General features: G+C 66.0%; 25 protein-coding genes. 17 read left to right on the plus strand and 8 right to left on the minus strand.

The window, feature by feature from the left end; genetic code table 11:
* Positions 1-48: 48 nt before the first annotated feature.
* The 3 genes from H977_RS0118860 to H977_RS0118870 form a co-directional block, all read right to left on the minus strand.
* On the minus strand, positions 49-417 hold the full coding sequence (locus H977_RS0118860) for a hypothetical protein (RefSeq protein WP_029109313.1): 369 nt from the start codon (positions 415-417) through the stop codon (positions 49-51).
* The gene (locus H977_RS0118865; RefSeq protein WP_029109314.1) at positions 414-1151 is read right to left on the minus strand and encodes a hypothetical protein; all 738 of its coding nucleotides are present in this window, start codon (positions 1149-1151) and stop codon (positions 414-416) included. The genes H977_RS0118860 and H977_RS0118865 overlap by 4 nt, the downstream gene beginning before the upstream one ends.
* Before the next feature lie 115 nt (positions 1152-1266).
* Positions 1267-1893 carry a VldE C-terminal domain-containing protein gene (locus tag H977_RS0118870; RefSeq protein WP_029109315.1) on the minus strand — a complete coding sequence of 209 codons (627 nt, stop codon included), beginning with the start codon at positions 1891-1893 and terminating at the stop codon, positions 1267-1269.
* Positions 1894-2346: 453 nt separating this feature from the next.
* On the opposite strand from H977_RS0118870, the gene H977_RS0118875 reads away from it, so the two are divergent.
* The 4 genes from H977_RS0118875 (at position 2347) to H977_RS0118890 (ending at position 8066) form a co-directional block, all read left to right on the plus strand.
* Entirely contained in the window at positions 2347-3654 is a 1308-nt protein-coding gene (locus tag H977_RS0118875; RefSeq protein WP_029109316.1) for a GlnX family signal transduction membrane protein, read from the plus strand.
* Entirely contained in the window at positions 3654-4595 is a 942-nt protein-coding gene (locus tag H977_RS0118880; protein ID WP_036476442.1) for a glutamate ABC transporter substrate-binding protein, read from the plus strand. Before H977_RS0118875 ends, H977_RS0118880 begins: the two co-directional genes overlap by 1 nt.
* A 1-nt stretch (position 4596) precedes the next feature.
* Positions 4597-6588, plus strand: a complete 1992-nt coding sequence (locus H977_RS0118885; RefSeq protein WP_029109318.1) for a serine/threonine-protein kinase — start codon at positions 4597-4599, stop codon at positions 6586-6588.
* Between the two features lie 113 nt (positions 6589-6701).
* The gene (locus tag H977_RS0118890; protein WP_029109319.1) at positions 6702-8066 is read left to right on the plus strand and encodes a flavin monoamine oxidase family protein; all 1365 of its coding nucleotides are present in this window, start codon (positions 6702-6704) and stop codon (positions 8064-8066) included.
* A 5-nt stretch (positions 8067-8071) separates the two neighbouring features.
* On the opposite strand, the gene H977_RS35655 is transcribed toward H977_RS0118890, so the two are convergent.
* The 4 genes from H977_RS35655 to H977_RS0118910 all read right to left on the minus strand — a co-directional run bounded on the left by H977_RS35655 (position 8072) and on the right by H977_RS0118910 (position 10412).
* The gene (locus H977_RS35655) at positions 8072-8242 is read right to left on the minus strand and encodes a hypothetical protein (RefSeq protein WP_196808275.1); all 171 of its coding nucleotides are present in this window, start codon (positions 8240-8242) and stop codon (positions 8072-8074) included.
* Positions 8243-8322: 80 nt separating this feature from the next.
* Positions 8323-8961, minus strand: a complete 639-nt coding sequence (locus H977_RS0118900) for a TetR/AcrR family transcriptional regulator (RefSeq protein ID WP_029109320.1) — start codon at positions 8959-8961, stop codon at positions 8323-8325.
* 213 nt (positions 8962-9174) lie between these two features.
* Entirely contained in the window at positions 9175-9579 is a 405-nt protein-coding gene (locus H977_RS33495) for a hypothetical protein (protein WP_036476445.1), read from the minus strand.
* Between the two features lie 182 nt (positions 9580-9761).
* On the minus strand, positions 9762-10412 hold the full coding sequence (locus H977_RS0118910) for a VldE C-terminal domain-containing protein (protein WP_231396015.1): 651 nt from the start codon (positions 10410-10412) through the stop codon (positions 9762-9764).
* Positions 10413-10893: 481 nt separating this feature from the next.
* Here H977_RS0118910 and H977_RS0118915 point away from each other — a divergent pair, with 481 nt between their 5' ends.
* The 13 genes from H977_RS0118915 to H977_RS33505 all read left to right on the plus strand — a co-directional run bounded on the left by H977_RS0118915 (position 10894) and on the right by H977_RS33505 (position 24517).
* The gene (locus H977_RS0118915) at positions 10894-11655 is read left to right on the plus strand and encodes an MlaE family ABC transporter permease (RefSeq protein WP_029109322.1); all 762 of its coding nucleotides are present in this window, start codon (positions 10894-10896) and stop codon (positions 11653-11655) included.
* The gene (locus H977_RS0118920; RefSeq protein WP_044518893.1) at positions 11652-12494 is read left to right on the plus strand and encodes an ABC transporter permease; all 843 of its coding nucleotides are present in this window, start codon (positions 11652-11654) and stop codon (positions 12492-12494) included. Before H977_RS0118915 ends, H977_RS0118920 begins: the two co-directional genes overlap by 4 nt.
* 5 nt (positions 12495-12499) lie before the next feature.
* Positions 12500-13876, plus strand: a complete 1377-nt coding sequence (locus H977_RS33500) for an MCE family protein (RefSeq protein ID WP_036476447.1) — start codon at positions 12500-12502, stop codon at positions 13874-13876.
* Positions 13873-14901 (plus strand): MCE family protein, encoded by a 1029-nt coding sequence (locus tag H977_RS0118930; RefSeq protein WP_029109324.1) that lies wholly within the window; start codon positions 13873-13875, stop codon positions 14899-14901. The genes H977_RS33500 and H977_RS0118930 overlap by 4 nt, the downstream gene beginning before the upstream one ends.
* Positions 14898-16223: an MCE family protein gene (locus H977_RS0118935; RefSeq protein WP_155946721.1), complete on the plus strand. Its 1326-nt coding sequence runs from the start codon at positions 14898-14900 to the stop codon at positions 16221-16223. The genes H977_RS0118930 and H977_RS0118935 overlap by 4 nt, the downstream gene beginning before the upstream one ends.
* A complete protein-coding gene (locus H977_RS0118940; protein WP_029109326.1) occupies positions 16220-17515 on the plus strand; it encodes a virulence factor Mce family protein in 1296 nt (431 codons plus the stop codon). Before H977_RS0118935 ends, H977_RS0118940 begins: the two co-directional genes overlap by 4 nt.
* Complete coding sequence (locus H977_RS0118945) at positions 17512-18633, plus strand: MCE family protein (RefSeq protein ID WP_029109327.1); 1122 nt, start codon at positions 17512-17514, stop codon at positions 18631-18633. Before H977_RS0118940 ends, H977_RS0118945 begins: the two co-directional genes overlap by 4 nt.
* 1 nt (position 18634) lies before the next feature.
* A complete protein-coding gene (locus H977_RS0118950) occupies positions 18635-20095 on the plus strand; it encodes an MCE family protein (RefSeq protein ID WP_029109328.1) in 1461 nt (486 codons plus the stop codon).
* Positions 20062-20595 carry an Rv1363c family protein gene (locus tag H977_RS0118955; protein WP_051288949.1) on the plus strand — a complete coding sequence of 178 codons (534 nt, stop codon included), beginning with the start codon at positions 20062-20064 and terminating at the stop codon, positions 20593-20595. Before H977_RS0118950 ends, H977_RS0118955 begins: the two co-directional genes overlap by 34 nt.
* Positions 20592-21206 carry a hypothetical protein gene (locus tag H977_RS0118960; RefSeq protein ID WP_029109330.1) on the plus strand — a complete coding sequence of 205 codons (615 nt, stop codon included), beginning with the start codon at positions 20592-20594 and terminating at the stop codon, positions 21204-21206. Before H977_RS0118955 ends, H977_RS0118960 begins: the two co-directional genes overlap by 4 nt.
* On the plus strand, positions 21176-21676 hold the full coding sequence (locus H977_RS0118965; protein ID WP_029109331.1) for a CAP domain-containing protein: 501 nt from the start codon (positions 21176-21178) through the stop codon (positions 21674-21676). The genes H977_RS0118960 and H977_RS0118965 overlap by 31 nt, the downstream gene beginning before the upstream one ends.
* 44 nt (positions 21677-21720) lie before the next feature.
* A complete protein-coding gene (locus tag H977_RS0118970; protein WP_029109332.1) occupies positions 21721-23034 on the plus strand; it encodes an acyltransferase family protein in 1314 nt (437 codons plus the stop codon).
* 85 nt (positions 23035-23119) lie between these two features.
* The gene (locus H977_RS33505) at positions 23120-24517 is read left to right on the plus strand and encodes an HNH endonuclease signature motif containing protein (RefSeq protein WP_051288950.1); all 1398 of its coding nucleotides are present in this window, start codon (positions 23120-23122) and stop codon (positions 24515-24517) included.
* A gap of 145 nt (positions 24518-24662) precedes the next feature.
* Here the strand turns inward: H977_RS33505 and H977_RS33510 are convergent, their stop codons facing one another.
* Positions 24663-24956, minus strand: coding sequence for a hypothetical protein (locus H977_RS33510; protein WP_036476450.1), 294 nt, complete (start codon positions 24954-24956; stop codon positions 24663-24665).
* Positions 24957-25143 lie beyond the last annotated feature (187 nt).

Raw genomic sequence — 25143 nt, forward strand, 5'->3', positions numbered from 1 at the left:
GCTGCTGCACCGGACGCGCGGCCGGATTGTCGGCCGCGCGTCCGTCTTTCACCAGATCTCCCCGGACGCCGCCCGACGGGACTCGCCTTCGGCTGGGACCAATTCGAGGCTGTCGCCGACGTCTACGGTCACCACGGCTGTTGCCTGGAACAGCCCGTAGAAGTCATCGGTCCTGGCGAATGTGTGTGCGCGGGAGAACAGCGGCTGTACATCGAACACTCGTACCCGAAGCTTCTCGCGCGTGAGTCTGCCCAATTCCCGGCCGGATTCAGGATCGGTGATCACCTGATCCGAGTCGGACTGGACCGCGAAGATCATGCCCGGCAGCACACCTGCCTCGGCGCCGCGATTGATGACCAAGGTGTAGTCGTCCTCGATGAGGGCGACCTGGCCGGAGAGGGTGTGCTCGTCGTTCATGACGCCTGCAGGGAATTGTTTTCTCTCAACGACTTGGTCGCGGAGCCGGCCCGGATTCGCGGCCGCGCGTCGTGGCCTTCCACAGACAGCAGCGCATCGATGTGGCTCACCGCGTCCTGCTCCGTTCCGAGGGTCAGTTCGACGGCAGTCTTCGCCTGGAACAGCGCAATCATCGCGTGTTGTTGCCGTTCGGCTCCGAATGCGTTGAGCGCAACCGTGAGCTTCTTGTCGACGTATTCAACGGAACGCTGCAGATCCGGCGTCGATGGTCGTGCGGTCGGGTGGTCGGCTCGCTGCCTGGGCTGATCGCCCAGCTCGCTGTACCAACGGTGTCCGAGCGCGCCGACAGCGATCGAGCACACCGGGACGACCACGATGACGCAGAGCAGGCCGAGAGTGTTGTGCAGGGCAATGGCGCCGACGACGCCCAGGAGTATGAGTACGCCCAGCACGGTCAACAGGCGAACGGTCGGCGGCACTGCCTGGATCGTGCGGGACAGCTGTCTCAACGCGCGGGCGAGACCTCGAGTGATGGAGGCGATGACCCCGACGGCGGCCGTGCCGGCATCGAGAGCGATCCGCCGCACCTCGTCAGCCTGCTTGCGGGTCACGGGTGCCTTGGGCATCGACCACACGCGCTGCTCCGACGGTGACCCGGCAACCGGCTGTGCTTCACCCTGCTCCGCGTCGGCTTCCGGCCCGGGAGCTTTGGGCTCCGGCACGACGTTCGTCACATTCGCATCATCAACCACATCTGCATCATCGCGCCGGTTGCGTCCGATGCCGGTTCCGGCGCGCCGGAGAGCTGACATTTCAGGGTGTTCACCGCCTGGCAAAGGTGAACAGCGACTACGTCAGGTACGTCTCGTGCCCGGTCGGGAAGCCGCCGCCGTTGGTGGCGATGTGGACGTGGTCGTAGTGGTTGGCGGTGATGCCGCCGCGGTCCGACATCATTCTCGGTGCCCTACCGCGCGAGTAGATGTGCTGGCGGAAAATTACGTGGTTGACGCCGAACCGATCCGCATTGTCGAGGACGTATGTGACGATTCGGTCGCCGAGCGCCTTGCCCTCGGGAGTGGCGTAGTTCGGGATCATCACGTCGATCGCCAGTCCGTTCGGGTGCCACTTCATGGAATCGGCGCGGACTCCGCCGATGTCGAGGATCTCGGGGAACCGTGCACTGACGGCGCGCGCCGCGAGGATGGTCTCGACCTGTAGGCCTTTTTCGGATGCCCGGCCGGCAGGCAGCGGGAACCGCATGTTGCGGCGCACGGCACGGTCAGCCCGCTCAGCGGATGCCGCCGGCGCGGCCGACGGCTGGGCTGCCGGCGCTGCCACCACCTCGGCGTGTGCGTCGTCCTTGGCGGACGGCGCTGCATCCGCGCCGACGACGACGAGTGCGGCGGCAGGTGCGACGACCGCAGCCATGACGGCAGACCGGCGGCGCCGGTCCTTTTTCAACTGGTGTCTGCCCACGAGGACCGGACCCTACCGACGGTTCGGCCGATTCCCGGCATCGCGAAGTTGTCTGGTTCGGCTAACGGCAACCAGATGGACACCCTTCGTCAACCTTGGTTTGACGCAGTAGAGTAACCGGCGATCTCCGGACGCCCGGGCTGCCCTCATCGAGGAACCGGCTGGTCAACAACAATCTCTGGGTTGTCCGATTCGCGAGTCCGAGAGCGTCGGGACGTTTTCGCCGCTGTGGCGGAGGCCACCGCTTCGTTGTGATCTACGACGGCGCCGGCAAAATCTATGCCGTTTACCACACATCGCATAAATCGGGCGTTCAACGGGCGGGCGAGCGGGCTGCGCCCGTTGTCCGCCAACCGCCCGCGGAACGCCTTTGCAGGGGCTACCGTGCGAATTGTCCGCACACGAAAGACGTGCGGAATCGCTGGGCCCCAGCCTGCGGCGAGGAGATGTCGAGTGCACAGCGGTGAGTTGGAGCGTCGGCGGGCGCGCACGCTCGACGAGTCCATGCTCGTCGACCTCGACGAGCCGGACCGCCCCATCGTCGACTTTCTCCGCGCCACGCCAGGCCGGATTGCGTTGATGGCTGTCGTCCTGATCGCGGCGGTGCTGGCGGTGGGTGTGGCAGCGTCGGCCACGGTGTCCGACCGGCAGCAGCGACTGGAGGCCCTGCGGTCGCACACCGAGCCGCTGGCGGACGCCGCGCAACGCATCTACAGCGCCTTGTCGTCGGCCAATACGACTGCGGCCACCGCGTTTCTGGCCGGAGGTGTCGAGCCGCGCAGTGTCCGCGATCGTTACGACGCCGCCATCGGGCAGGCGTCGGCAGGGCTGGTAACTGCGTCGAATGGTGTGGCCGCCAACGACATTCAGTCACTGACGCTCCTCACCGACGTCTCCAACCAGCTCGCGGTGTACACCGGGATGATGGCGACGGCCCGTACGAGCAATCGGGACGGCCGCCCGCTCGGCGTCGCCTACCTGACCGAATCCTCCACTCTGCTGCAGCAATCGATCCTTCCGGATGCCGAGCAGTTGTACCGCAACCAGGCGGAGGCCGTCATGGCAGCGGAACGTTCGGTCAGTCCGTCGCGAGCGGTGATCGCCGGAGCGGTACTCGGGCTGGGAATGTTGGTGCTCGCGCAGGTTTTCCTCGCCAGGCGCAGCCGCCGTCGGGTCAACCCGGGGCTGGTGTCGGCGTCGGTGTTGATGATGATCTTGGCCGTTTGGCTGGCTGTCGCCGGATCGGTGTCGACGCAGGCGGCCAACGGTGCCCGCGTCGACGGTGGAGCACCGCTGGGTGTGGCGGTGGCCGCACGGATCCTGGTCCAGCAGGCGCGGGCCGACGAGATTCTCGGGCTGCTCAATCGTGGGTCCGACACGGCATCCGGCATCAGGTTCGAGCAACGGACCGCACAGGTCGCCTCGCTGCTCGCCGAGCATCCGGTCGACGGGGCCCAGGATGCGCTGAGGGGCTGGATCGGCGCCCACGACCAGATCGAGAACAAGCTCGGCAGCGGCGACTATCGCGGAGCCGTGGCGATCGCGAGAGACGATGGGGCGCAGCGCTCGACGGCCCAGTTTTCCCGATTGGACCAGGCATTGGGGGATGACATCGCGAGACTGCGCGACCTTCAGCGGACCGGCATCACGCATGCGTACGTGGCGTTGAGCGCGCTTCCGGCCGGTGCTGCGGCCATCAGTGTGCTGGCCGCGCTGGCGGTCGCGGCAGGCGTCGCGCCCAGACTGAACGAGTACCACTGATGCGTGCGGCTGTCGGAGGTCTCGTCCTCACAGCGGTTTTCGTGGCGGCATGTTCCGCGGCGCAACCACTCGTCGAGATTCCGGCTTCACTCACCACACTGCCGACGCCGAGCGGCGCCGCTGTGGTTCCGAACGTTCCCGGGGCCGCCGTCGAAAGCTGCGACGCCACAGCGAGTTTGCGTCCATCGACAGAACCGGGCCCGACCGTGGAGGCGATCCGGAAACGCGGTCGGCTGGTGGCGGGGATAGATCAGAGCACCAATCTGTTCAGCTTTCGCGATCCGGTGTCGGGTGAATTGCAGGGTTTCGACGTCGACATCGCGCGTGAGGTGGCCCGCGACCTGGTCGGCAGCCCGGACGCAGTCGAATTCCGCCTCCTGACGTCGCCCGAACGCATCAGCGCCCTGCAGGACAAGACGGTTGACATCGTCATCAAGGCGATGACGATCACGTGCGCCCGAGCGGAGCAGATCGCTTTCTCCACCGTCTATTTCGATGCCGGCCAACGGCTTCTGGTGCCGAGGGATTCGCCGATCCGCGGTCCGGCCGACCTGGCCGGAAAACGGGTGTGCTCGCAGGTGGCCACCACATCGCTGGCCACGGTCGCGCGAGTGGCGCCGGAGGCAACGCTGCTCGCCGTTCGGAATTGGGACGATTGTCTGGTGGCGCTGCAACAGGGGCAGGCCGATGCCGTCAGTACCGACAACTCGATACTCGCCGGCATGGCCGTACAAGACCCGAGCCTGCAACTGGTGGGGCCCAGCCTGGAGGCCGAACCGTACGGCATCGGCGTCAACAGATCCCAAGACGATCTGGTCAGAGCAGTGAACGCGAGCCTGGAACGGATCCGCGCTGACGGCACATGGTCGTCGCTGTACCGCAAGTGGCTGGCCGTCCTCGGCCCGTCGCCGAATCCGCCGCGACCCAAGTACCGGGATTGACATGGCGCGCGACGACGGAACCAGGGCCGTGCTGGTCACCGAATCCTCACCGGTCAAGGTGGAGGGCACCCGGCCGCGGTTGCGGACGGGGCGCCGGCGTATCGGTGACGGTTTGGTCGAGATCCCGATCCGGGAAGACATCGAGCCGGCCAGCGCAATCCTCACCAATCCCGTTGTCGCCGAGTCGAAACGCGAATGCGGTGGCTGCGGACAGCCGGTGGGCCGGGGGAGAGACGGCGGGCGGGGGCCCAGCGAAGGGGTATGTCCGCACTGCGGCACGCTGTTCTCGTTCTCACCGCAGCTGGACGCCGGGGAACTGGTCGCGGGCCAGTACGCGGTCCAGGGGTGTATCGCCCACGGTGGCGTTGGTTGGATCTATCTGGCGATCGATCGCAATGTCAGCGACCGCTGGGTGGTGCTCAAGGGTCTGCTCCAACCCGCGGCGCAGCAGGCCGAGGAGATCGTCGTCGCCGAACGCCAGTTCCTTGCGATGGTGAACCACCCCGGCATCGTCAAGATCTACAACTTCGTCGAACACCCGGGCTTCGACGGTCGTCCGGTCGGTTACATCGTGATGGAGTACATCGGCGGAACCACGTTGCAAGCCATTCTGGCCAAGCATCAGGAGGAGGGCGCAGCACCCGAGCAGATGATGCCCGTCGAGCAGGCACTCGGCTATCTGCTCGACGTCATGCCGGCGTTGTCCTATCTGCACTCACTCGGACTGGTCTACAACGACCTCAAGCCCGACAACATCATGCTCACCGAAGACAACGTCGAGTTGATCGACATGGGTGCGGTATCGGGTGTCGGCGACTTCGGATACATCTATGGCACCAAGGGATTTCAGGCACCCGAAATCGTCCGGACCGGTCCCACCATTGCTACCGACATCTACACGATCGGCCGCACGCTGGCCAAGCTGACCGTTGACCTGCCCAACGATCGCTACGCCGAATCCCTGCCCTCCCGCGACGAGGTACCGCTTTTCGAACGGTACGAGTCCTTCTACCGACTTCTCGTTCGTGCCACCAATATTCGTCCTTCGCAACGATTCTCGTCGGTCGAGGAGTTGGCCGGCCAGTGCAGGGGAGTGTTGCACGAGATCCTGGCCGAGCAGACGGGCGCACCGAGCCCTTGGACCTCCACATTGTTCAGCATGCCTCGAGCCACCTTCGGTGCCGACCTGGCGCTACGGCGCACCGACGTGTTCGCCGACGGCCGAAGGCGCAACGTCCGGCTGAGCGCACGAGACGTCGCCCATGCGCTTCCGGAACCGCTGGCGACCGAGGAAACCGGCGATGACTGGCGGGACGGCTGGGACGACGGCATTGCCGCGCTCGAGTCCGGTGATCCCGGGGCAGCGTTGCCATTTTTCGAGGGGGTGGTCGCGTTGCTCCCGGGCGAGGCGGCGCCGAAATTGGCGGCAGCGGCGGCAGCCGAACTCCAGCTCGACACCGGCCAGGTGCCGGACGGGGACCGATTGCGATCGTTGGCCGAGCGGTATTACCGAACCTTGTGGCGAACCGACCCGTCGATGGTGAACGCCGCGTTCGGTGTGGCGCGTCTGCTCGCCGGACGTGGCGACCGGCTGGGCGCCATCGCCGTGCTCGACCAGGTCCCGGTGACGTCGCGCCATCACGGTGAGGCTCAACTGACGTCGGTGGTTACGCTGCTCGACGGGCGCGCGTGCGCCGAGATCACCGAGGCCGACCTCCGCGACGCGGCATTGCGGGTGAGCCGCCTGGCGGACGCCGAGCCGCGGGCCCTGCAGATACGCGCACTCGTGCTCGGCATAGCGCTGGATTGGCTCCGATCGGGCGGCGCCACGTCAAGCGACGACCCGATCTTCGGGCATGCATTCGACCAGTGCGGTCTTCGTATGGGCATCGAAGAGGCGCTTCGCGAACTGGCGCGGCACTCGCCGCGGCGGCGTCACCGGTACACCCTTGTCGACGTCGCGAATGCGATCCGGCCGCCCACGTGGCTCTGAGCACGTCGGGCGTGAGCACCGACAGGCTCGTCACTATTTGCTGATTCTGAATTTCCGCGCTGCGATCGGCGTAGCTTGAGCGCATCTGGCCCGCCAAGAACGGGGAGGCGACCATGGCGGATGTCGATTGTTGCGTAGTGGGTGCCGGGTTCGCCGGCTTGGCTGCCGCATTGCGGCTCAAGCAGGCAGGGAGCTCGGTGGCGTTGCTCGAAGCGCGGGACCGCGTCGGAGGACGCACCTACACCGAGGTGCTGGACGACGGGACCTGGATCGACCGCGGTGGAGCGTGGATAGGTCCGGGGCAGGACCGCATCAAAGCCTTGATGACCGAGTTCGGTGCGGCTGAGTACAAAGAGTACGTCGACGGTGACGCCATGATGATTCTCGACGGCAAACAGCACCGGTATTCGGGCACGATCCCCTGGGCGATGAGTCCGTGGGCGATCGCGAATCTCGGTGCCGGACTCCTCGAGGTGGAGTTGATGTGCAGGTCTATCCCATTCGACGCTCCCTGGGAGGCGAAGAAGGCGGTCGAGTGGGACCGGATCACGTTGGGGGAGTGGATCAATCGTCATATGCGATCCAAGCAGGCGCGGGAGATGCTCGATATGGCGTTCGCCGGCATCTACACCTCGGCGGCCTCGGAGGTGTCGTTGCTGTGGGCGCTTCACCAGATGGGGTCCGGCGGCGGGCCGGTCTTCGTCATCTCCAACAAGGACGGCGCGCAGGACGCACGTGTGCACGGAGGTATGGCGGCCATCTACGGGCCGATGGCCGCCGAAATCGGTGACGCGCTGCATCTTTCGCTGCCGGTGCGGCTGATCACGCACGACGATCGCGGCGTGACCGTCCATGCCGACGGTATGACCGTGCGGGCGCGGCAGGCGATCATCGCCGTTCCGTTGGCCGTGGCCGGCCAGATCGCCTATGAGCCAATGCTTCCGGTGGACCGGATGTTGCTCCATCAGCGGATGCCCGGCGGCGCCGTCTTCAAGATCTCCGTTGTCTATGACACCGCGTTCTGGCGTGCCGACGGGCTGTGTGGACAGTCGGCGGCGCCCGGCAGCCCCGCCACACTGACCATCGACGCCTGCACCGACACCGGCACTCCGGGGATCATGTGCGTCATCACCGAAGGTCCTGCGGCACGGCGGCTCGGACGTTTGGACGTTGCCGAGCGCAAGGCTGTGGTGATCGCTGAGCTGATCGATCGGTTCGGCCCCAAAGCCGCATCACCTATCAGCTATCACGAACAGAACTGGACGGTCGAGCGGTATTCGGGTGGCGGGATGATCAGTCACGCCCCGCCCGGTGTGCTGACTGAGTTCGGGCATGCGCTGCGGGCGCCGTGTGGCCGAATCCACTGGGCCGGTACGGAGAGTTCGGCCATCATGTGCGGCTGGATCGACGGGGCGGTCCGGTCTGGCGAACGTGCTGCTGCGGAGGTGATGGCGGCTGACAGTGTGGTGCCGGCATGACCGGCTCAACCGTCGGAACTGCGCGCCTCGGCCCCCGTCTGCCCGCTGTCGAAATCGTCGTCTGAGGACGCCCGTCCCACATAGCTGCCGTCGGAATCGCGGCCGGCACGCGATGTGGCCACATGGCTGTCTTGCTCGACATCGGACTCGCGTTCATCCGAATTCGGATGGCTCATCAGAGGGCCTCTCTGTTGGTGGTATCCCGATCACCTTCAGAGTTGCCACCGCAGCTCGGGTCAAACACCAGCGGGAAACGCTAGTCGCTGCTGTGGGTGACGCCGCGCACCACGGCGACACAGAGGTCGGCGCACTCGGCCGCCAGTTCCTCGGTGGTCTCGGTCGGGTCGGCCAGCCAGGCTTCGATGATCTGATTGACCCCACCGACCATGAACTGTGCGCCGCGGCGCAACTGGGGAAGGCTCGGTGTCGCGGAAGGCAGGACATCCGGCGCGTGCTGGACGATCAGGCCGGTGATCATGTCCAAGATGTGGGTGCGGTGTTCTGTCAGGCCGGGGACGCTGCTGACATCGCCGGTCGCGATGCGGTGGATGTGCGGGTCAGCCGCGATGATGTCGAGAAACGTGGTGAGTGCTGATCGCAGTTTGTCGGTCAAGGTGCCCGGATGGCCGACGCCGGCGTTGACCAAGGCGGTGAGCAACTCGTCCCGCACATCGTCGGAGATGGCGAACAGCAATGCGTCTCGGCTGGGGAACTGCTCGTAGAAGTACCGCGACGTCAGTCCGGCGGCGGTGCAGACGGCGCGGACGGTCACCTCGGTGATACCGGATTCGCCCCAGATCTGACGTCCGGCGGCGAGCAGTTTGCTCCGTCGTTCGGTGCGGCGGTCGGCCGCGCTCATGCCGCCGTAGCCACGCACAACCTGTACGCGCTTCATTGACAGCACCCTACCCGCCGCTCAAATTCTGACTACATACGTAGTCGGCCAGGCTGGTCGGGCCGCCCCAGGAGTTGACGGATGAACACCCCGGCGCGCCATCCCGAACTTGCATTGCAGCACAACATCATCGGTGACACCACGCCACGATCGGCGAGTCCGCCGCACACGTGGACAGCGTCGCGTAGCGGACCCGCCGACCGCAAAACGGGGCTAAATCCGGACGAATACTCCTGCTTGTGCATCCCACACACCCCAGGCGCCGAGATCGGGATTCCAGAACACCGGCAACCCGGCTGCCCAGTCAGGCAGCGGCGGCGCGGGCGGCGCGCCCATCGGCGGCATGACCGGCATCAATACCCATGGAGGCGGCGCCGCGAACGAAATGCGGTCCTGCGGCATAGGGCCGCCGTGCCCCGGAGGTGGGAGGAAGCCCTGCCCGGGTGGCAGCGGGTTGCCGGGCACACCGACATTCACGCCAGGCCCTGGCACGGGTGGCATCGGTGGCGGAAACGGCCCGGGCGGGTCGGCTTGGGCCATGCCCGCCCCCATACCGGCACCTGCGAGCAGCAAAGCGGCCGTCGTAGCGGCTTTGGCCGCGGCATTCTTGATCGTCATTTCTGGACTCCTCGCCAAATTGTGTTCAGTAAAGGAATCCCTGGCGGGTTCATGGGCTGAAGATCGCCGGGGTCCTAGCGACCCCCCGTGCCGCGGATACATACCCGCTCGTTCGGCGGCCAAACGCGCCGATCGACCGTCATATAGGACCGGGTGGAGATCTCAGATGGACGCCACGCGCGCTATTTGGACATGGAGCCCATGAAGTATGTTTCGTGGCCCGTGGGATAGCCGCCGCCGTCGGTGGCGATGTGAACGTGGTCGAAATGGTTGAGCGTTTCGTTCCCGTAATCGGCGGTCCAACTCGGTGCGCCGATACCGGGATAGAAGCCTTGACGCCAGATCACATGCAGCACACCCCAGCGCTTGGCGTTGGCCAACGCGAAACCGGCGATCTGGTTACCGAGTTCGATACCGTCCTTGGAGTGATAGTTCGGAATCATCACGTCGATCGCCAGACCGTTGGGATGCCACTTCAGCGCATCCTGGCGAAACCCGCCGATGGTGCTGATCTCCGGGAACATCACGGCGATGGCACGGGCCACCCAGATGGTCTTCACTTGTAGACCGCCCTCGGGTGCCGGGCCTTTGGGCAGCGAGAACTGGAAGTCGCGGGCCACGACCGGCGCGCTGGCGGCGACCAACGCGGCTTGAGGTGGCGCCGGCGCAGGCTGCTGGCGGCTGGTGGGCGAGGTGGCGGCAGGGGCGTCCGGGCAACATGTCGACTCGGTGTTCTGCACGTAGACCATGCCGGCGGCAACGGCGATCGACACCGCGAGGGCCAGCAACCGGCCCCTGCCGTCGGCCAACAGTCGTTTCCCCACGCCAGCAATTTACTGCGCTTGCAAGCCCGGCGGGACAGGAACCGCGTCCGGCAACCGCATGTCTTTCTCGATGGCACCCCGAATTGGCAGAGCTAGCGGACCAGAGGCGTGCAAACCGAGCTCGCCAGGCCAAACGTCTGCGTCCGATCGCTGTCCACGACACGGGTCCGGCGCGCGCATCATCCGCGTGGCCCCGCTCGTCCGCCATGGCTCGGATCGGCCTGATTCGATCGGGCTGAGCCGAACCCGCGCAAACCTCGCAGCCTGCGAGTATCGGTAATTAACGGCGGCGTTTCCCGGAGATGTGCGTTGACAGCTAACCCAGCTCACTCCTAACGTCCCGCCCAGGGTCGGCGACGATGGGAATGAATGTGGGATCCGCACGGGAGTGCTCGCGCAGTGCGGCAACGACGCCGCTGCAGTCGTCATGCGTCGACGCCCCACGGCGATCGGGGTAACCCGTGTATATCGTCCTCGCCGGTCGGTCGTGATGGGGACCGCCTGGGTCAAACCCGCTTTCGCGGTCGGCGATTTCGTCGTCCTGGCCGGTGAAACTTTCGCCGCCATGGTGCGCCCGCCATTCGCCTGGCGCGAGTTGCTCGATCAGATCTGGTTCGTGGCACGGGTTTCGATCGTGCCCACCGTGGTGCTGTCCATCCCGTACACGGTGCTGATCGTGTTCACCCTCAACATCGTGCTGCTCGAGGTCGGTGCCGGTGACCTGTCCGGCGCGGGCGCGGCCCTGGCCTCGGTGACCCAGGTCGGTCCGGTGGTGACTGCGATCGTCGTGTCGGGCGCGGCCGCCACCGCGATGTGCGCCGACCTGGGCGCCCGGACCATCCGGGAAGAGATCGACGCGATGAAGGTAATCGGGGTGAACCCGGTCCAGGCGCTGGTCGTGCCACGGGTGATCGCAGCGACTTTCGTTGCGCTGATGTTGTATTCGGTGGTGGCAGTGGTCGGTCTCACCGGCAGCTACGTTTTCGTCGTCTACGTCCAGCACGTCACACCCGGAGCCTTCGTGGCGGGCCTGACGCTGCTGACCGGCCTGCCGCAAGTCGTGGTGTCTCTGGCCAAGGCATTGCTGTTCGGGCTCTCGGCCGGCCTGATCGCCTGCTACAAGGGCCTTTCGGTGGGCGGGGGCCCGACAGCTGTCGGCAACGCGGTCAACGAGACCGTGGTGTTCGCCTTCATGGCGCTGTTCTTCATCAACATCCTCGCCACCGCCTTCGGCGTGAAGGTGGCTCCGTGACAACCACTTCCGAGGACCGTGGGCCCGAAATCCTGAACCGAGCCGTGGACGGCACCCGCCGCGTGGGGGAGCAGACCGCGTTCTACGGCCAGGCGTTGTTGTCCACCGGTGATGCGTTGCGGCGCTATCCGGGCGAGGTTCTTCGGCTGATCGCCACGATGGGCATGGGTACCGGTGCGCTCGCGGTGATCGGCGGCACCGTCGTGATCGTGGGATTCCTGACCCTGACCACCGGTGCGCTGATCGCCGTCCAGGGCTACAACACGCTGTCCAACGTCGGAATCGAAGCTCTCACCGGGTTTCTGGGCGCCTTTCTCAATGTCCGGTTCATCGCTCCCGCGACCGCGGGTGTGGCACTGGCCGCCACCATCGGCGCCGGTGCCACCGCGCAACTGGGCGCCATGCGGATCAACGAGGAGATCGACGCGCTGGAAGTGATGGGCATCCGGGCGATCACCTACCTGGCGTCCACCCGCATCGTCGCGGGAGTGATGGCCGTGGTGCCGATCTACACGGTCGCGGTGTTGATGTCGTTTCTGGCCACCAGGTTCGGTACCACGATCATCTACGGCCAGTCACGGGGTGTGTACGACCACTACTTCACCACGTTCCTGCATCCAGCCGACCTGGTCTGGTCGTTCACCGAGGCGCTCGCGATGGCGGCCGCGGTGATGGCGATCCACACCTATTACGGCTACACCGCCACCGGTGGACCCGCCGGCGTCGGGGAAGCGGTCGGCCGCGCGGTCCGCACCTCGATCACCGCCGGGGTGTTCATCCTGTTGACCATCACACTGTCCGTGTACGGGCAGTCCGGAAACTTCCACCTGTCGGGGTAGCCGCGATGACCAATTCACCCCGGCGAGAAAAGATCGACCCGATCTGGTGGGCTCCGGTCCTGGTCATCGTGATCGTGTCCGTGATCGCCCTGACCGCACTGCTGTTCACCGGCGCACTCCGCCGTACCGTCCCGCTCACCCTGATCTCCGATCGGGCCGGCCTGGTCATGGAGGACGGCGCCAAGGTCAAGCTGCGAGGTGTCCAGATCGGCGAAGTAGCGTCCATCGCAGCCGAAGCCACCGCGGGGGACGCAGGCGCGAGACTCAGACTCAAGATCGATCCCGACGATTTCGCCTACCTCCCCGGCAACGTCGAGGCGGAGATCAAATCCAGCACCGCCTTCGGCGCCAAATACGTCGACCTCATCGTCCCGGAGGGCGGCGCGAGTCCCGAGCCGCTGCGACCGGGCGCGGTGCTGCACTCGCGCAATGTCACCGTCGAGGTCAACACCGTGTTCGAAAACCTGCAATCCGTTGTCACCGCGATCGACCCGGCGAAACTCAATGCGATCCTCGCCGCCGTCGGCGAATCCCTGCGCGGCAAAGGGGAAGTCATCGGCCAGGCCATCACCGACGCCAACAATGTGTTGCTCGCGGTGAATCCCCGGCTGGACACCATCCGTCGGGACTGGCAGTTGTTCGGAGCGACCGCTCAGGCATACTCCGTTGCCGCGCAAGACATCCTGTCGATCCTCAACTCGTTCTCGACGACGGGGAACACCATCAGCACCCACGCCGGGGCGCTCGACGAACTGCTGCTGTCCGCGGTCGGCTTCTCCCGCTCGGGCATCGACACTCTCGGAGCCAACCAACCCAGCCTCGTGCGTGCGCTGAACCTGCTCGATCCGACCACCGCACTGTTCATGAAGTACTCGCCGACCTACACCTGCCTGTTCCAGGGGGCGGTCTGGTTCCTCGAACACGGCGGCCGGGATGCACTGGGCGGTAACGGAAAATCGGTGATCATGGACGCCGCCCTGCTGGCCGGCGACGATCCCTACCGGTATCCGGACAACCTTCCGGTGGTCAACGCCACGGGCGGGCCCGGTGGCAGGCCGAGTTGCGGCTCGCTGCCCGACGTCAGCAAGAACTTCCCGGTGAAGTACCTGGTGACCGACACCGGGTTCGGCACGGGACTGGATGTCCGGCCCAATCCCGGCATCGGATTTCCCGGCTGGGCCAACTATTTCCCGGTCACGCGCGCGGTGCCAGAACCGCCGAGCATCCGCTATCCGGGCGCGCCGGCACCGGGCCCGTTGCCGCCGTATCCGGGTGCGCCCGCCTACGGCGCACCCGAATTCGGACCGGACGGAGCGCCGCTCTACCCACCGCCGCCGGGGCCTCCGCCAGGTCCGCCGGCACCGCAGGAGGGACAACCATGAGGCGCGCGACTTTCCGCGTCGCGACGCGGGTGGTGCTGTTCACCGCATTGAGCCTGGTCTTCACCTTCATCCTGGTGACCGTGTTCGGACAGTTCCGGTTCGATTCACGCGCCTCCTACAGCGCGGTGTTCACCAATGTGTCCGGGCTCAAGGGCGGCAATTTCGTGCGGATCGCCGGCGTCGAGGTCGGCAAGGTCAAGGACCTCACGCTGCACAAGGACGGGACAGTCACCGTCGACTTCGCCATCGACAAGACGCTGACGCTGACCGAGGGAACCCGCGCCGCGGTGCGTTACGAAAACCTGATCGGCGACCGCTACCTGTCCCTGGACGAGGGGCCCGGATCTGTTCGTAAACTTCGGCCGGGACAGTCGATTCCACTGGAGCGCACATCGCCCGCGCTGGACGTCGACGCCCTGATCGGCGGATTCCGGCCGTTGTTCCGCGCGCTGGATCCGGATCAGGTCAACGCGCTGTCCGGGGAACTGCTGAAGGTGTTCCAAGGGCAGGGCGGCACCATCTCATCGGTACTGGCCCAGACCTCGGCGTTGACCACCACGCTGGCCGGGCGCGATCAGCTGATCGGTCAGGTGATCACCAACCTAAACACCGTGCTCGGCACGTTCGCCAAACGCGACGAACAGTTCGCCGAAGGCCTCGACAAGCTGTCGGAGCTGGTTGCCGGACTGGCCGAACGTAAATCCGACATCGCAACCGGGACGGCCTACATCAACGCCGCCGCCGGCTCGGTGGCCGACCTGCTGACCACCGCGCGTGAACCCATCAAAGAAGCCGTGACCCAGACGGATCGGTTCTCGGGGCAGATCATGGCCGATCGGGACTACGTGGACGACCTGGTCAAGACGCTGCCCGACGCGTACCAGGTGCTCGCCCGGAACGGGCTCTACGGCGACTATTTCGGCTTCTACTTGTGCGACGCGATTCTCAAGCTCAACGGAAAAGGCGGCCAGCCGGTGTATGTCAAACTCGCCGGCCAGGATTCGGGACGGTGCACGCCGAAATGACGCGACTGACACTCAAAGGGTTCACCATCAAACGGCCCACGATCAAGCCGCTGGCAGAGCGCAGCCGGCCGGCCGTCGGTGCGGCGGCCATCCTCCTGCTCGCTGCCGCGGTGGTGGCGGCCTTCTCCTACGACAAGATTCCGTTCATCAAGGGCACCTCCGACTACTCTGCGTACTTCTCAGAGGCCGGCGGCATCAAATCCGGTAGTGACGTGCGGGTTTCGGGACTGAGCGTGGGTCGGGTCTCGCAGGTCCGGCTCCAGGGCGCCCGGGTTCTGGTGGACTTCACCGTCCGTGACGACGTCGAACTGGGCGAGCGCACCGAGGCGGCAATCAAGACCGAGACCGTGCTCGGAACCAAGGTGCTCGAGCTGACCTCCCGAGGCGACGGCACTCTCGCCGCACCGATCCCCATCGAACGGACCACCTCTCCCTACGACCTGCCGTCCGCGCTCGGGGATCTGACCACCACGATCAGCGGACTGGACACCACTCAGTTGTCCTCGGCGCTCACCACCTTGGCGGACACGTTCCGCGACACCCCGCCGGATCTGAAACTCGCGCTGGAAGGCGTGGGCCGGTTCTCGGACACCCTCAATGCCCGTGACCACCAACTGCGCAACCTGTTGGCCAACGCCAACAAGGTCACCGGGGTACTCGCCAAGCGCAGCGACCAGATTGCCAATCTGGTGGTGACCACGAATGCACTTCTGGCCGAACTGCTGTCCCAACGGGACTCGGTTGACGCGTTGATGAACAACCTCACCGCGGTGTCCCACCAGATCTCGGGCCTGGTCGCCGACAACCGCACGCAACTCAAACCCGCCGTCGACAAGCTCAACGGGGTGCTGGAGATCCTGGACAACCGCAAGGGCGAATTGCAGCGCACGCTGTATCTGCTGCGCCGCTATGCGATGTCGTTCGGCGAAGTACTCGGGGCCGGACCGTTCTTCAAGGCGTCGCTGGTCAATCTGCTGCCCGGGCAGATCGCCCAGCCCTTCGTCGATTCCGCGTTCTCCGATCTGGGCCTGGATCCCAATGTGCTGTTGCCGTCGCAACTTGTCGACCCGGGTACCGGCCAGCCGGGTACCCCGCCGCTGCCGATGCCGTACCCGCGCACCGGACAGGGTGGGGAACCGAACCTCAACCTGCCCGACGCGATCACCGGCAAGCCAGGAGATCCGCGTTATCCCTACCGGGAACCACTGCCCGCTCCGCCGCCTGGTGGGCCGCCGCCCGGACCACCCGCATCGGCCCCCGCGCCAGGGGAACTCCCGCCGCCCAGTTTCGGGCCACCGGTACCAGCAGAAGGCGGGCGGTGACCATGTCGACACGCGTACTGCGGATCGCAATCGCCTCGGCGCTGAGCGTCATCCTGGTCGTCGCGATCACCGTGGTGGCCTCCCCATGGTGGGATCGGGTCAGGGACAACACCTTCACCGCGTTCTTCGCCAACACCAACGGGCTCTACACCGGGGACGAGGTGCGCATCCTCGGCGTGGCGGTGGGAACCGTCGAGAGCATCGAGCCTCAGCCTGACGCCGCCAAGGTCACCTTCACGGTCGACAGGCAATACCCGGTTCCCGCCGACGTCCAGGCGGCGATTCTGTCGCCGTCGCTGGTCAGCGCCCGCGCACTCCAACTCGTTCCGGCCTATGAGGGTGGTCCGAAACTGGCCGACGGTGCGGCGATTCCACGGGGGCGTACCGCGGTTCCCGTCGAATGGGACGACCTGCGTCAGCAGTTGGAGAAGCTCACCGGCTCCCTGCAGCCCACCACCCCCGGCGGGCCCAGCGCGGTCGGCGAGTTCGTCAACAGCGCGGCAGAGAATCTGCGCGGCCAGGGCGATACCGCCCGGGACACGGTGATCAAACTGTCGCAAGCGGTCTCGGCACTGGGCGATCACAGCACCGACATCTTCAGCACCGTCCGCAATCTGCAACTGCTGGTATCCGCGCTGACCTCGAGCAGCGATCTGCTGGCGTCGTTCAACACCAACCTGGCCGACATCAGCACCGTGTTGAGCAACAGCCCCGACGAGGTGGCCAACGCCACCCAGGCCCTCGACGTAGCGGTCAACGACCTGCGCGGGTTCATCGCCGAGAACCGCGAGGGTCTCGGCGTCACGTTCGACCGGCTCAACGCGATCACCACCGCACTCAACGACAGCCGCGCCGACGTCAAGCAGGTCCTGCACATCGCCCCGACGGTGTTCCAGAACTTCATGAACATCTACCAGCCCGCGCAGAGCGCGGTGACCGGGATCCTGGCACCGGTCAACTTCGCCAACACCGTCCAGTTCATCTGCAGCGCAATACAAGCGGCGTCCCGTAAGGACTGGGAGCAATCGGCGAAGTTGTGCGTGCAGTACCTCGCGCCGATCATCAAGAACCGTCAGTACAACTTCCCGCCGCTCGGGATCAATCCGTTCGTCGGGGCGTCAGCGCGGCCCAACGAGATCACCTACAGCGAGGACCGGCTCAATCCGCACCTGCCGCCACCGGCTCTCGCGCCGCGTGCAGCGGAGATATCGCAGGGACCGCAACAGGCGCCGATCCAAACCGATCCGGCACTGGGGCTGCCCGGGCTGATGCTCCCGGGAGGGACGCCATGAGGCGGCCGGTGGTCGCGGCGCTCGTCATCGTGTGCCTCTCGGTGATCCCGGGATGCGAATGGCGCGGGCTGAATTCACTGAGCCTGCCGGGAACCGAAGGCAATGGCGACGGCTCGTATACCATCCAAGCGCAGTTGCCCGATGTGGTGGTGATCCAGCAGAACACCCGCGTGCGCGTCGGAGACGTCAACGTAGGCAACGTCACCAAGATCGAAGTCCAGGACTGGCACGCCCTGGTGACCATGCGCATCGACGGCGGCGTCCACCTCCCGGCCAACAGCACAGCCAAACTCGGACAGACCAGCCTGCTGGGCTCCATGCACATCGAGCTCGCGCCGCCGATGGGCGAGGCGCCGCGCGGAGAACTCACCGACGGCTCGGTGATCCCGCTGTCGGCCGCCGCCACCTATCCGACCACCGAGCAGACTCTCGCGTCGGTATCGGTGCTACTCAACGGCGGCGGGCTGGCCCAGCTGCAGGAGATCAACCAGACCTTCGCGAAGGCGCTGGCGGGCCGCGAGAACGACATGCGCAGTCTCCTCGGCCAATTGGACACCTTCATCGCGGGGCTCAACGCACAGACCGACGACATCATCACCGCCACCGAGCGGCTCAACTCGCTGGCCGGTCAGGTGGCGGCCCGGGACGACACCGTCGACACCGCGCTCACCACGATCCCGAAGGCGCTCGCCGTGTTGTCCGAGCAGCGCACCAAGATCGCCGACGCGGTCGACGCACTCGGAAAGTTCAGTGCGATCGCCACCTCGACCGTCGCCCAGACCAAGGAATCGCTCGTCGACAACCTGCGCAACATCGCGCCGGTGCTGCGGGAACTCGCCAACGCCGGGCCCGCACTCACCCGGGGCCTCGACTTCCTGTCGACATATCCGTGGGTGAAGAGCACGCTGGCCAACTGGTTCCGCGGCGACTTCGCCAACATCACGCTGGTGGTCGATCTGACCTTGAGCCGGATCGACAGCAGTCTGTTCACCGGAACCCGGTGGGAAGGCAACCTCACAGAACTCGAAATGCAGTGGGGCCGCACGATCGGTCAGATGCCAAGCCCGTACACGGCGGGCAACCCGTTGATCGCTCCTTACCGATGGGGGGCGTACTGACATGATCCGGCTGTCCCGTTCGGTATGGATCCAGTTGGCGATCCTGACCACGATCACCGTCGTCGCGGTGGGCATCATGGCATTCGGTTTCGTCAACGTCCCGGCTCTGCTCGGATTCGGCCGGTACACGGTCACGGTCCAACTCCCTGCTGCGGGTGGGTTGTACCCGACCTCTGTGGTCACCTACCGCGGTACCGAGGTCGGCAGGGTCAAATCGATCGGCGTCACCCGTGCCGGAGTCGATGCGGTGCTGACCCTGGACTCGGACATCGCAGTGCCGTCGCCGGTTTCGGCTGCCGTCCACAGTCGGTCCGCGGTCGGGGAGCAGTTCCTCGAACTGACTCCTGACCGCGGCGCGACCGGTACCTTGCGCGACGGCGACGTCATCGGCGTCGACAAGGTGCGCATCCCGGCCGACATCGGCAACCTGCTCGATGCGACCAACAAAGCGCTGCAGGCCATTCCGCCGGACAATCTGCGCACGGTGGTGGACGAGTCGGCCAAGGCCGTCGGGGGGCTGGGACCTGAGTTGTCTCGCATCGTCGACGGTTCGACCGCTCTGGCCATCGAAGGCGGCAAGACTGTCGATCCGCTCGCGCAGTTGATCGACCAGTCCCCACCGGTGCTCAATTCCCAAGTACAGACGGCCGATTCGATCGCGACATGGGCGCAGCGGATGGCCTCGATCACCGGCCAACTCAAAACCCGGGACGCCGCATTCGCGGACCTGCTGACGAAAGGCGCGCCGGCACTGGGGGAGGGCAAGGCGCTGTTCGAGCGGGTGGCCCCCACCCTGCCCGTCTTGCTGGCCAACATGGTGAGCCTCGGTGACATCGCGGTCACCTACCGCAACGACCTGGAACAGTTGCTGGTTCTGTACCCGCAGGGGACCGCCGTGATGTCGGCGATCACCCTGGCCAACGCCGACACCAAACAGGCCTACCGGGGCATCTACCTCGACTTCAATCTGAACCTCAACCTGCCGCCACCATGCAACACAGGCTTCCTACCGGTGCGCCAACAGAGGTCACCGTCCGACCAGGACTACCCGGAACGGCCCGCAGGCGAGTTGTACTGCCGGGTGCCGCAGGACTCGGCCCTCAATGTTCGTGGCGTGCGCAACATCCCGTGCGAGACCAAGCCGTGGAAGCGGGCGCCGACCGTCGAACTGTGCGAAAGCGACCAGGAGTATGTCCCGCTGAACGACGGCCTGAACTGGAAGGGCGATCCCAACGAGACGCTGTCCGGCCAGGGAGTGCCTCAGTACGCACCGGGCACCGATCCGCGACTGCCGCCCCCGCAGGGCAGCGGCACAGCGCCGCCGCCCGTGGCCTTCGTCCCCTACGACCCGGCCACCGGAACCTACCTGGCGCCGGACGGCCGGTCCTACACCGACTCCGACCTCGTCGACAGTACGAAAGGCAAGACATGGCAGAGCATGCTGACACCGCCGAGCGGCTAGACGAGCCCGGCACCGGCAACCCCGGTGTCCGTAGCCCGATCGCGTTGGTGCTCGTCGTCGTGGTGGCGCTGGGTGCCCTCACCGGCTGGCTGAGCTTTCGCGACCAGCGATCCCATGCCGCCCAGGAGCAGCGCGAACGGTTCGTGCAGGTGGCACGCCAGGCGGCGGTGAACCTGACCTCGATCAGCCACGCTGAAGCCGACGCCGACATGCAGCGGATCCTGGATTCGGCGACCGGTACCTTCCGAGATGACTTCGAGAAGCGGTCGGGGCCGTTCGTCGAGATCGTCAAGCGGACCCAGTCGACATCCCGTGGCACCGTCGCCGAGGCCGGCCTCGAGTCCGAGACCGATGACGAGGCGCGGGTACTCGTCGCCGTCTCGGTGAAGACCTCTACCGGCGCTGTACCCGAACAAGATCCACGTCGCTGGCGCATGCGCATCAGCGTCGAGAAGGTTGGCGACGACGTCAAAGTGTCGAATGTGGAGTTCGTGCCATGACCACAGATACCGCAGCGGAGCTCTCCGATCCGAAGGTCGATGAGCTGGAGGCCGACGACCCGGTCGTCGAAGAACAGATCGAGGACAAGGCCGGACTCGCAGAGCAGGGCCCATCCGGACGCCGGTCCATCTCGTGGACGCGGGTGCTGGCCTTCGGTGCGCTGCCTGCCGTGGCGTTGATCCTGGCGTTGGGAGCGGGCTTCCTGAAATGGCAGGATGGGGCCGCGCGAGCGACCCAGGCGGCAGGGGTCGAGTCCGTCCGTGCCGCGAGCGAGAGCACCGTGGCGATCCTGTCCTATCGACCCGACACCGTCGACACCGCGTTGCCTGCGGCAGTGGACCGGCTCACCGGTGAGTTCCGCGACCAGTACACGCAACTGATCGACGATGTCGTCATCCCAGGGGCCAAGCAGCAGGTGATCTCGGCGGTCGCTTCGGTGCCGGCCGCCGCCTCCGTATCGGCATCGTCCCGGCACGCGGTTGTCCTGGTGCTCGTCGACCAGACCACCACGATCGGCACCGGTCCGCCGACGAAATCCACCTCAAGCGTGCGGGTTACCCTCGACAAGGTCGAAAACCGATGGCTCATTTCGCAATTCGAACCGGTCTGATCGCGGCCGTCGCGACCCCTTTGGTGCTTTCCGGAGCATGGGGTCCGGCGCCCGCGCACGCCGACAACCAGCGCTTGAACAGCGGCGTGATCGCGAACGTGTTCACGATCCAGCGCCAGGCGGGCTGCAGCACGAATGTGACGGCCGACCCGAAACTGCGGTTGGCAGCCGAATGGCACACGAACGATCTGCTCGCCAACCGCAGCCTGGACGACCATGCGGGCTCCGACGGATCGACGCCGCAGTCGCGGGCCGAAGGTGCCGGATTCCGCGGCCGGGTGGCCGAAACGGTCGCCATCAACCCGGCGTTGGCGATCAACGGCATCGAGATCCTCAACCAGTGGTACTACGACCCGGTCGATTTCGCGATCCTGTCCGACTGCGCCAACACCGCTATCGGTGTGTGGTCGGCCAATAGTTTGGACCGATCGGTGGTGGTGGCCGTGCTGGGTCAGCCGGCGGACACGTAGTAATACCCATCCCGACCCGGCGTTCGGACCGGCAGACTGAGGTCATGCCAATCGACGAGGCTGTGCCCTCCCCGGACACCGTCACCCGGGACAAAGTCACACAGGACACCAAGCCGGACCGTGACCGTGCGGTCGATGTCGCGCGCCTGGGCGCCCTGCTGGTCGTGATCTTCGGGCACTGCGCCCTGCTGCTGGCCACCATCGATTCCGGGGGTGTACGGGTCGGCAACATCCTCGGTGCACTTCCGGCGCTGGCCCCGATCACGTGGGTGATGCAGGTCATGCCGCTGTTCTTCCTGGCCGGCGGGGCTGCGGGTGCCTACAGCTGGCATTCCGGTCGCTCGTGGGGCGGATGGTTGTTCGCGCGCGCCCAGCGGTTGTGCCGGCCGGTGTTCTGGTACCTGGCGGTGTGGGCCGTGGTTCTGGTCGTGGTGCACGCGACGATGGGCGCCGCGTCCGCCTCGGCACTGGGGCGCGAATGCGTGGCCCTGCTGTGGTTCCTCGGTGTCTACCTGCTGACGCTCGCCTTCGTCCCCACGTTGATGCGCCTGCGGACCGGCCGCGCATTGGCATGGGTGGTCGTGGGACTCATCGCCGCCTCGGGCGGTGTCGACGCCGTCCGGTTCGCGGTCGGCACACCGGAGGCCGGCACCGCCAACCTGATCATCGTGTGGCTGATCCCGGTCGTGATCGGGGTGGCCTATGCGCGGCGCCTGATCTGTGCGCGACGGGCGCTGGCGATCGCCGTCGTCGCATTCGTTGCGCAGGTAATCGTCGCTCTCACAGGCATTTACGATGTGTCCCTTGTGGTCACCGGAGCCGATCGGGTGTCCAATGTATCGCCCCCGACGCTGCTGCTGGCATTGCACTGCACCTGGATGCCGTGCCTGTTCATCGCCGCTGCGAACCCGATCCGGCGCTGGGCATCCCGTCCGCGGGTCTGGTACGTGATCGCGACCGGCAATGGGGGAGCGATGACGCTGTACCTCTGGCACATCCCGGTGATCGCTGTCGCCGCATTCAGCTTGCACGCCCTCGGCTTGGACGCGTTCGACCCGCACGCCCCGGGCTTCTGGGCTCATCTGGCCTTGCGCGCCGTGGTTTTCGCCGCCGTCATGGCGGTAGCCTTCCGGCTGCTGTCCCCGCTGGAGCACCGCCCGCTGCCATGGTGGGACGACCGGGTGCAGATCAGCGGCGCGCGGTCCGAAGTCACAGGTGCGCTGTTGTGTGTTGCCGGCGCCGCCTTGACCCTGATGGCCAAGACCGGGCTCGACGGTGTGCTGGGCTGGTCGGCGCTCGGCGGATTCGCCGTTGCAGCGGTGGCTGCACGGGTGAGTGCCGGGCCTGTCAAGCTTTAATTCCCTTGTGGGGCAGGATCTGTGGATAGATCGTGCGCTGTGGATAACCGCTCCGGGTGTCCGTGACTGGCGGTAGAATTCGAACATGCTTGCGAACACTGTCTCCGATCGGGAGACGGTGCTGGCCGCCTACGACGAGTACGACGCGGTGTGCGCGAAACTGGCCGCGCTCAACTTCCAGGGCCTGAGCCTGCCCGACCTACTCGATCTTCAGTCGCGCCGGGAACATCAAGTCCGGCGCGCGCCCGCGGTGGACCATGCCTTGTTGGCCGAGATTCAAACCCGGGCCACCCCAGCCGAGATGGGCGCCAAGAGCTGGGCCGATGTGCTGGCGATCCGGCTACGCATCAGCACCAAAGAAGCCAAACGCCGCGTCACCGAAGCCGCCAATCTGGGTCCACGGTTCACGGTAACCGGAGAATCGTTGGAGCCGGTGTTGCCGGCGGTGGCCGCCGGCCAGGCCGCCGGATTGATCAACACCGAGCACGTCGCCATCATCAGTAAGTTCTTCGCCAAGCCGCCCGTGCCGCTCGATGCGGCCACCCACGCCCAGATCGAGACCGATCTGGCCCGCATCGCCGGTGACAACAGTCCGGAAATCCTGAAACAGTGTGCTGATCGGATCGCGTTCCTGCTCAACCAGGACGGCACCGAACCTGTAAACGACGAATGCCAATGCCAAGGTGAGATTTTCATCGGGCCTCAACGCGCCGATGGCACCAGCGAAATCCGTGGCCGGCTCACCCCCGAAGCCCGCGCCACCCTCGCCCCCATCCTGTCGCGCTACGGCGCCCCCGGCATGTGCAACCCCGCCGATGAACACCCCTGCACCACCGGCACTCCCAGCGCAGAGGCGATTGCGGCCGATACCCGCACCCCGGCCCAACGTAATCACGACGCTCTGGTCGCCATCGGCCGCAGCGTGCTGTCCTCAGGGGAACTGGGTGAGCACAACGGGCTACCGGTATCCATCGTGGTGTCCACCACGCTCCGGGAGCTGGAAACCAGGACCGGCACCGGACTGACCACCAGCGGCATCCATCTGCCGATCGGCGATGTCATCCGAATGGGCGCCCATGCCCACCACTACCTCGTGGTCTACGAGAATCACCGTGAGGTTCCGCTGTATCTGGGACGCGCCAAGCGCGTCGCCACTCCCGGGCAGCGGATCGTGCTGCACAACCGTGACCGTGGGTGTACTCGGCCCGGTTGTACTTGTTCCACCGACCGCAGTCAGGTTCACCACGCGCGAAAAGACTTCAGCCGAGGTGGTTTAACCGACATCACCGACCTCACCCTGGCCTGCCCGAAAAGTAACCGTCTCGTCCACGACAAAGGCTGGCGCACTCGCATCCGTGACGACGGCCGCGTCGAATGGATCCCGCCGCCACTCCTGGACACCGGCCAAGACCGCATCAACCACTACTGGCACCCCGAAGACCTCTTCCATCCACCGGTGGATGGAAAGGGAGATGACCCCTAGGTGCCGATCCATGGTGGACACCGACACCCACACTGACACTGACACCGACCCGCCTACGCCCGACCGGCCGGCGGGAGTCGGTGCCGTCGTCGCGCGCGCCAATGTCCTTGTGGCGGAAGTGATTGGCGGGAATCCTCGGCGAGCATCAGGGTCGCGGTGCTGGCATAGGGGACGGGCTCGGCATCATCGATGAGTTGTGGTCGGGTCCCATCATCCCGTTGCCGCCCATCGGGCAGGAACTCGTGGGCCGGTCGTCGGACAGGCCGCGGTAGCCCCAGTTGTGATAGCCGTGGCCCGCGCCGATCATCAGCCCGCTGAAGAAGATCACGGCGACGATGAAGAGGACACCGGCGACGATGCCCACCACGGCCGCCGCCTGGCCGAGTCGGTTGGGGCGGCTGACGGATCCGTCGTTTCGCGGTTGAGGTGCTTCGGTCATGTCTGCGGCCCTCCTGAACGAGTGTGGCTGCCGTCAGTATGTGCTGGCTCCGGAATCGCCAATAGGGACGTTGGTCCTCAATTCGGAGTGCCCCAGCCAAGCGTCAGCCGCACATGGAAGTTCCGGAGCCCACGACGGCACGGTTTTCTACCCGGAGGCTGCCGACCCACGCCGGTCACCACCCTGC

The organism is Mycobacterium sp. URHD0025, assembly GCF_000426065.1.
Classification (GTDB): Bacteria; Actinomycetota; Actinomycetes; order Mycobacteriales; family Mycobacteriaceae; genus Mycobacterium.

Coding starts and splice junctions, on each gene's coding strand:
- H977_RS0118860 (WP_029109313.1), bottom strand. CDS start 417: ATGAACGACGAGCACACCCTCTCCGGCCAGGTCGCCCTCATCGAGGAC.
- H977_RS0118880 (WP_036476442.1), top strand. CDS start 3,654: ATGCGTGCGGCTGTCGGAGGTCTCGTCCTCACAGCGGTTTTCGTGGCG.
- H977_RS0118885 (WP_029109318.1), top strand. CDS start 4,597: ATGGCGCGCGACGACGGAACCAGGGCCGTGCTGGTCACCGAATCCTCA.
- H977_RS0118890 (WP_029109319.1), top strand. CDS start 6,702: ATGGCGGATGTCGATTGTTGCGTAGTGGGTGCCGGGTTCGCCGGCTTG.
- H977_RS35655 (WP_196808275.1), bottom strand. CDS start 8,242: ATGAGCCATCCGAATTCGGATGAACGCGAGTCCGATGTCGAGCAAGAC.
- H977_RS0118900 (WP_029109320.1), bottom strand. CDS start 8,961: ATGAAGCGCGTACAGGTTGTGCGTGGCTACGGCGGCATGAGCGCGGCC.
- H977_RS33495 (WP_036476445.1), bottom strand. CDS start 9,579: ATGACGATCAAGAATGCCGCGGCCAAAGCCGCTACGACGGCCGCTTTG.
- H977_RS0118915 (WP_029109322.1), top strand. CDS start 10,894: ATGGGGACCGCCTGGGTCAAACCCGCTTTCGCGGTCGGCGATTTCGTC.
- H977_RS33500 (WP_036476447.1), top strand. CDS start 12,500: ATGACCAATTCACCCCGGCGAGAAAAGATCGACCCGATCTGGTGGGCT.
- H977_RS0118930 (WP_029109324.1), top strand. CDS start 13,873: ATGAGGCGCGCGACTTTCCGCGTCGCGACGCGGGTGGTGCTGTTCACC.
- H977_RS0118935 (WP_155946721.1), top strand. CDS start 14,898: ATGACGCGACTGACACTCAAAGGGTTCACCATCAAACGGCCCACGATC.
- H977_RS0118945 (WP_029109327.1), top strand. CDS start 17,512: ATGAGGCGGCCGGTGGTCGCGGCGCTCGTCATCGTGTGCCTCTCGGTG.
- H977_RS0118950 (WP_029109328.1), top strand. CDS start 18,635: ATGATCCGGCTGTCCCGTTCGGTATGGATCCAGTTGGCGATCCTGACC.
- H977_RS0118955 (WP_051288949.1), top strand. CDS start 20,062: ATGGCAGAGCATGCTGACACCGCCGAGCGGCTAGACGAGCCCGGCACC.
- H977_RS0118960 (WP_029109330.1), top strand. CDS start 20,592: ATGACCACAGATACCGCAGCGGAGCTCTCCGATCCGAAGGTCGATGAG.
- H977_RS0118965 (WP_029109331.1), top strand. CDS start 21,176: ATGGCTCATTTCGCAATTCGAACCGGTCTGATCGCGGCCGTCGCGACC.
- H977_RS0118970 (WP_029109332.1), top strand. CDS start 21,721: ATGCCAATCGACGAGGCTGTGCCCTCCCCGGACACCGTCACCCGGGAC.
- H977_RS33505 (WP_051288950.1), top strand. CDS start 23,120: ATGCTTGCGAACACTGTCTCCGATCGGGAGACGGTGCTGGCCGCCTAC.
- H977_RS33510 (WP_036476450.1), bottom strand. CDS start 24,956: ATGACCGAAGCACCTCAACCGCGAAACGACGGATCCGTCAGCCGCCCC.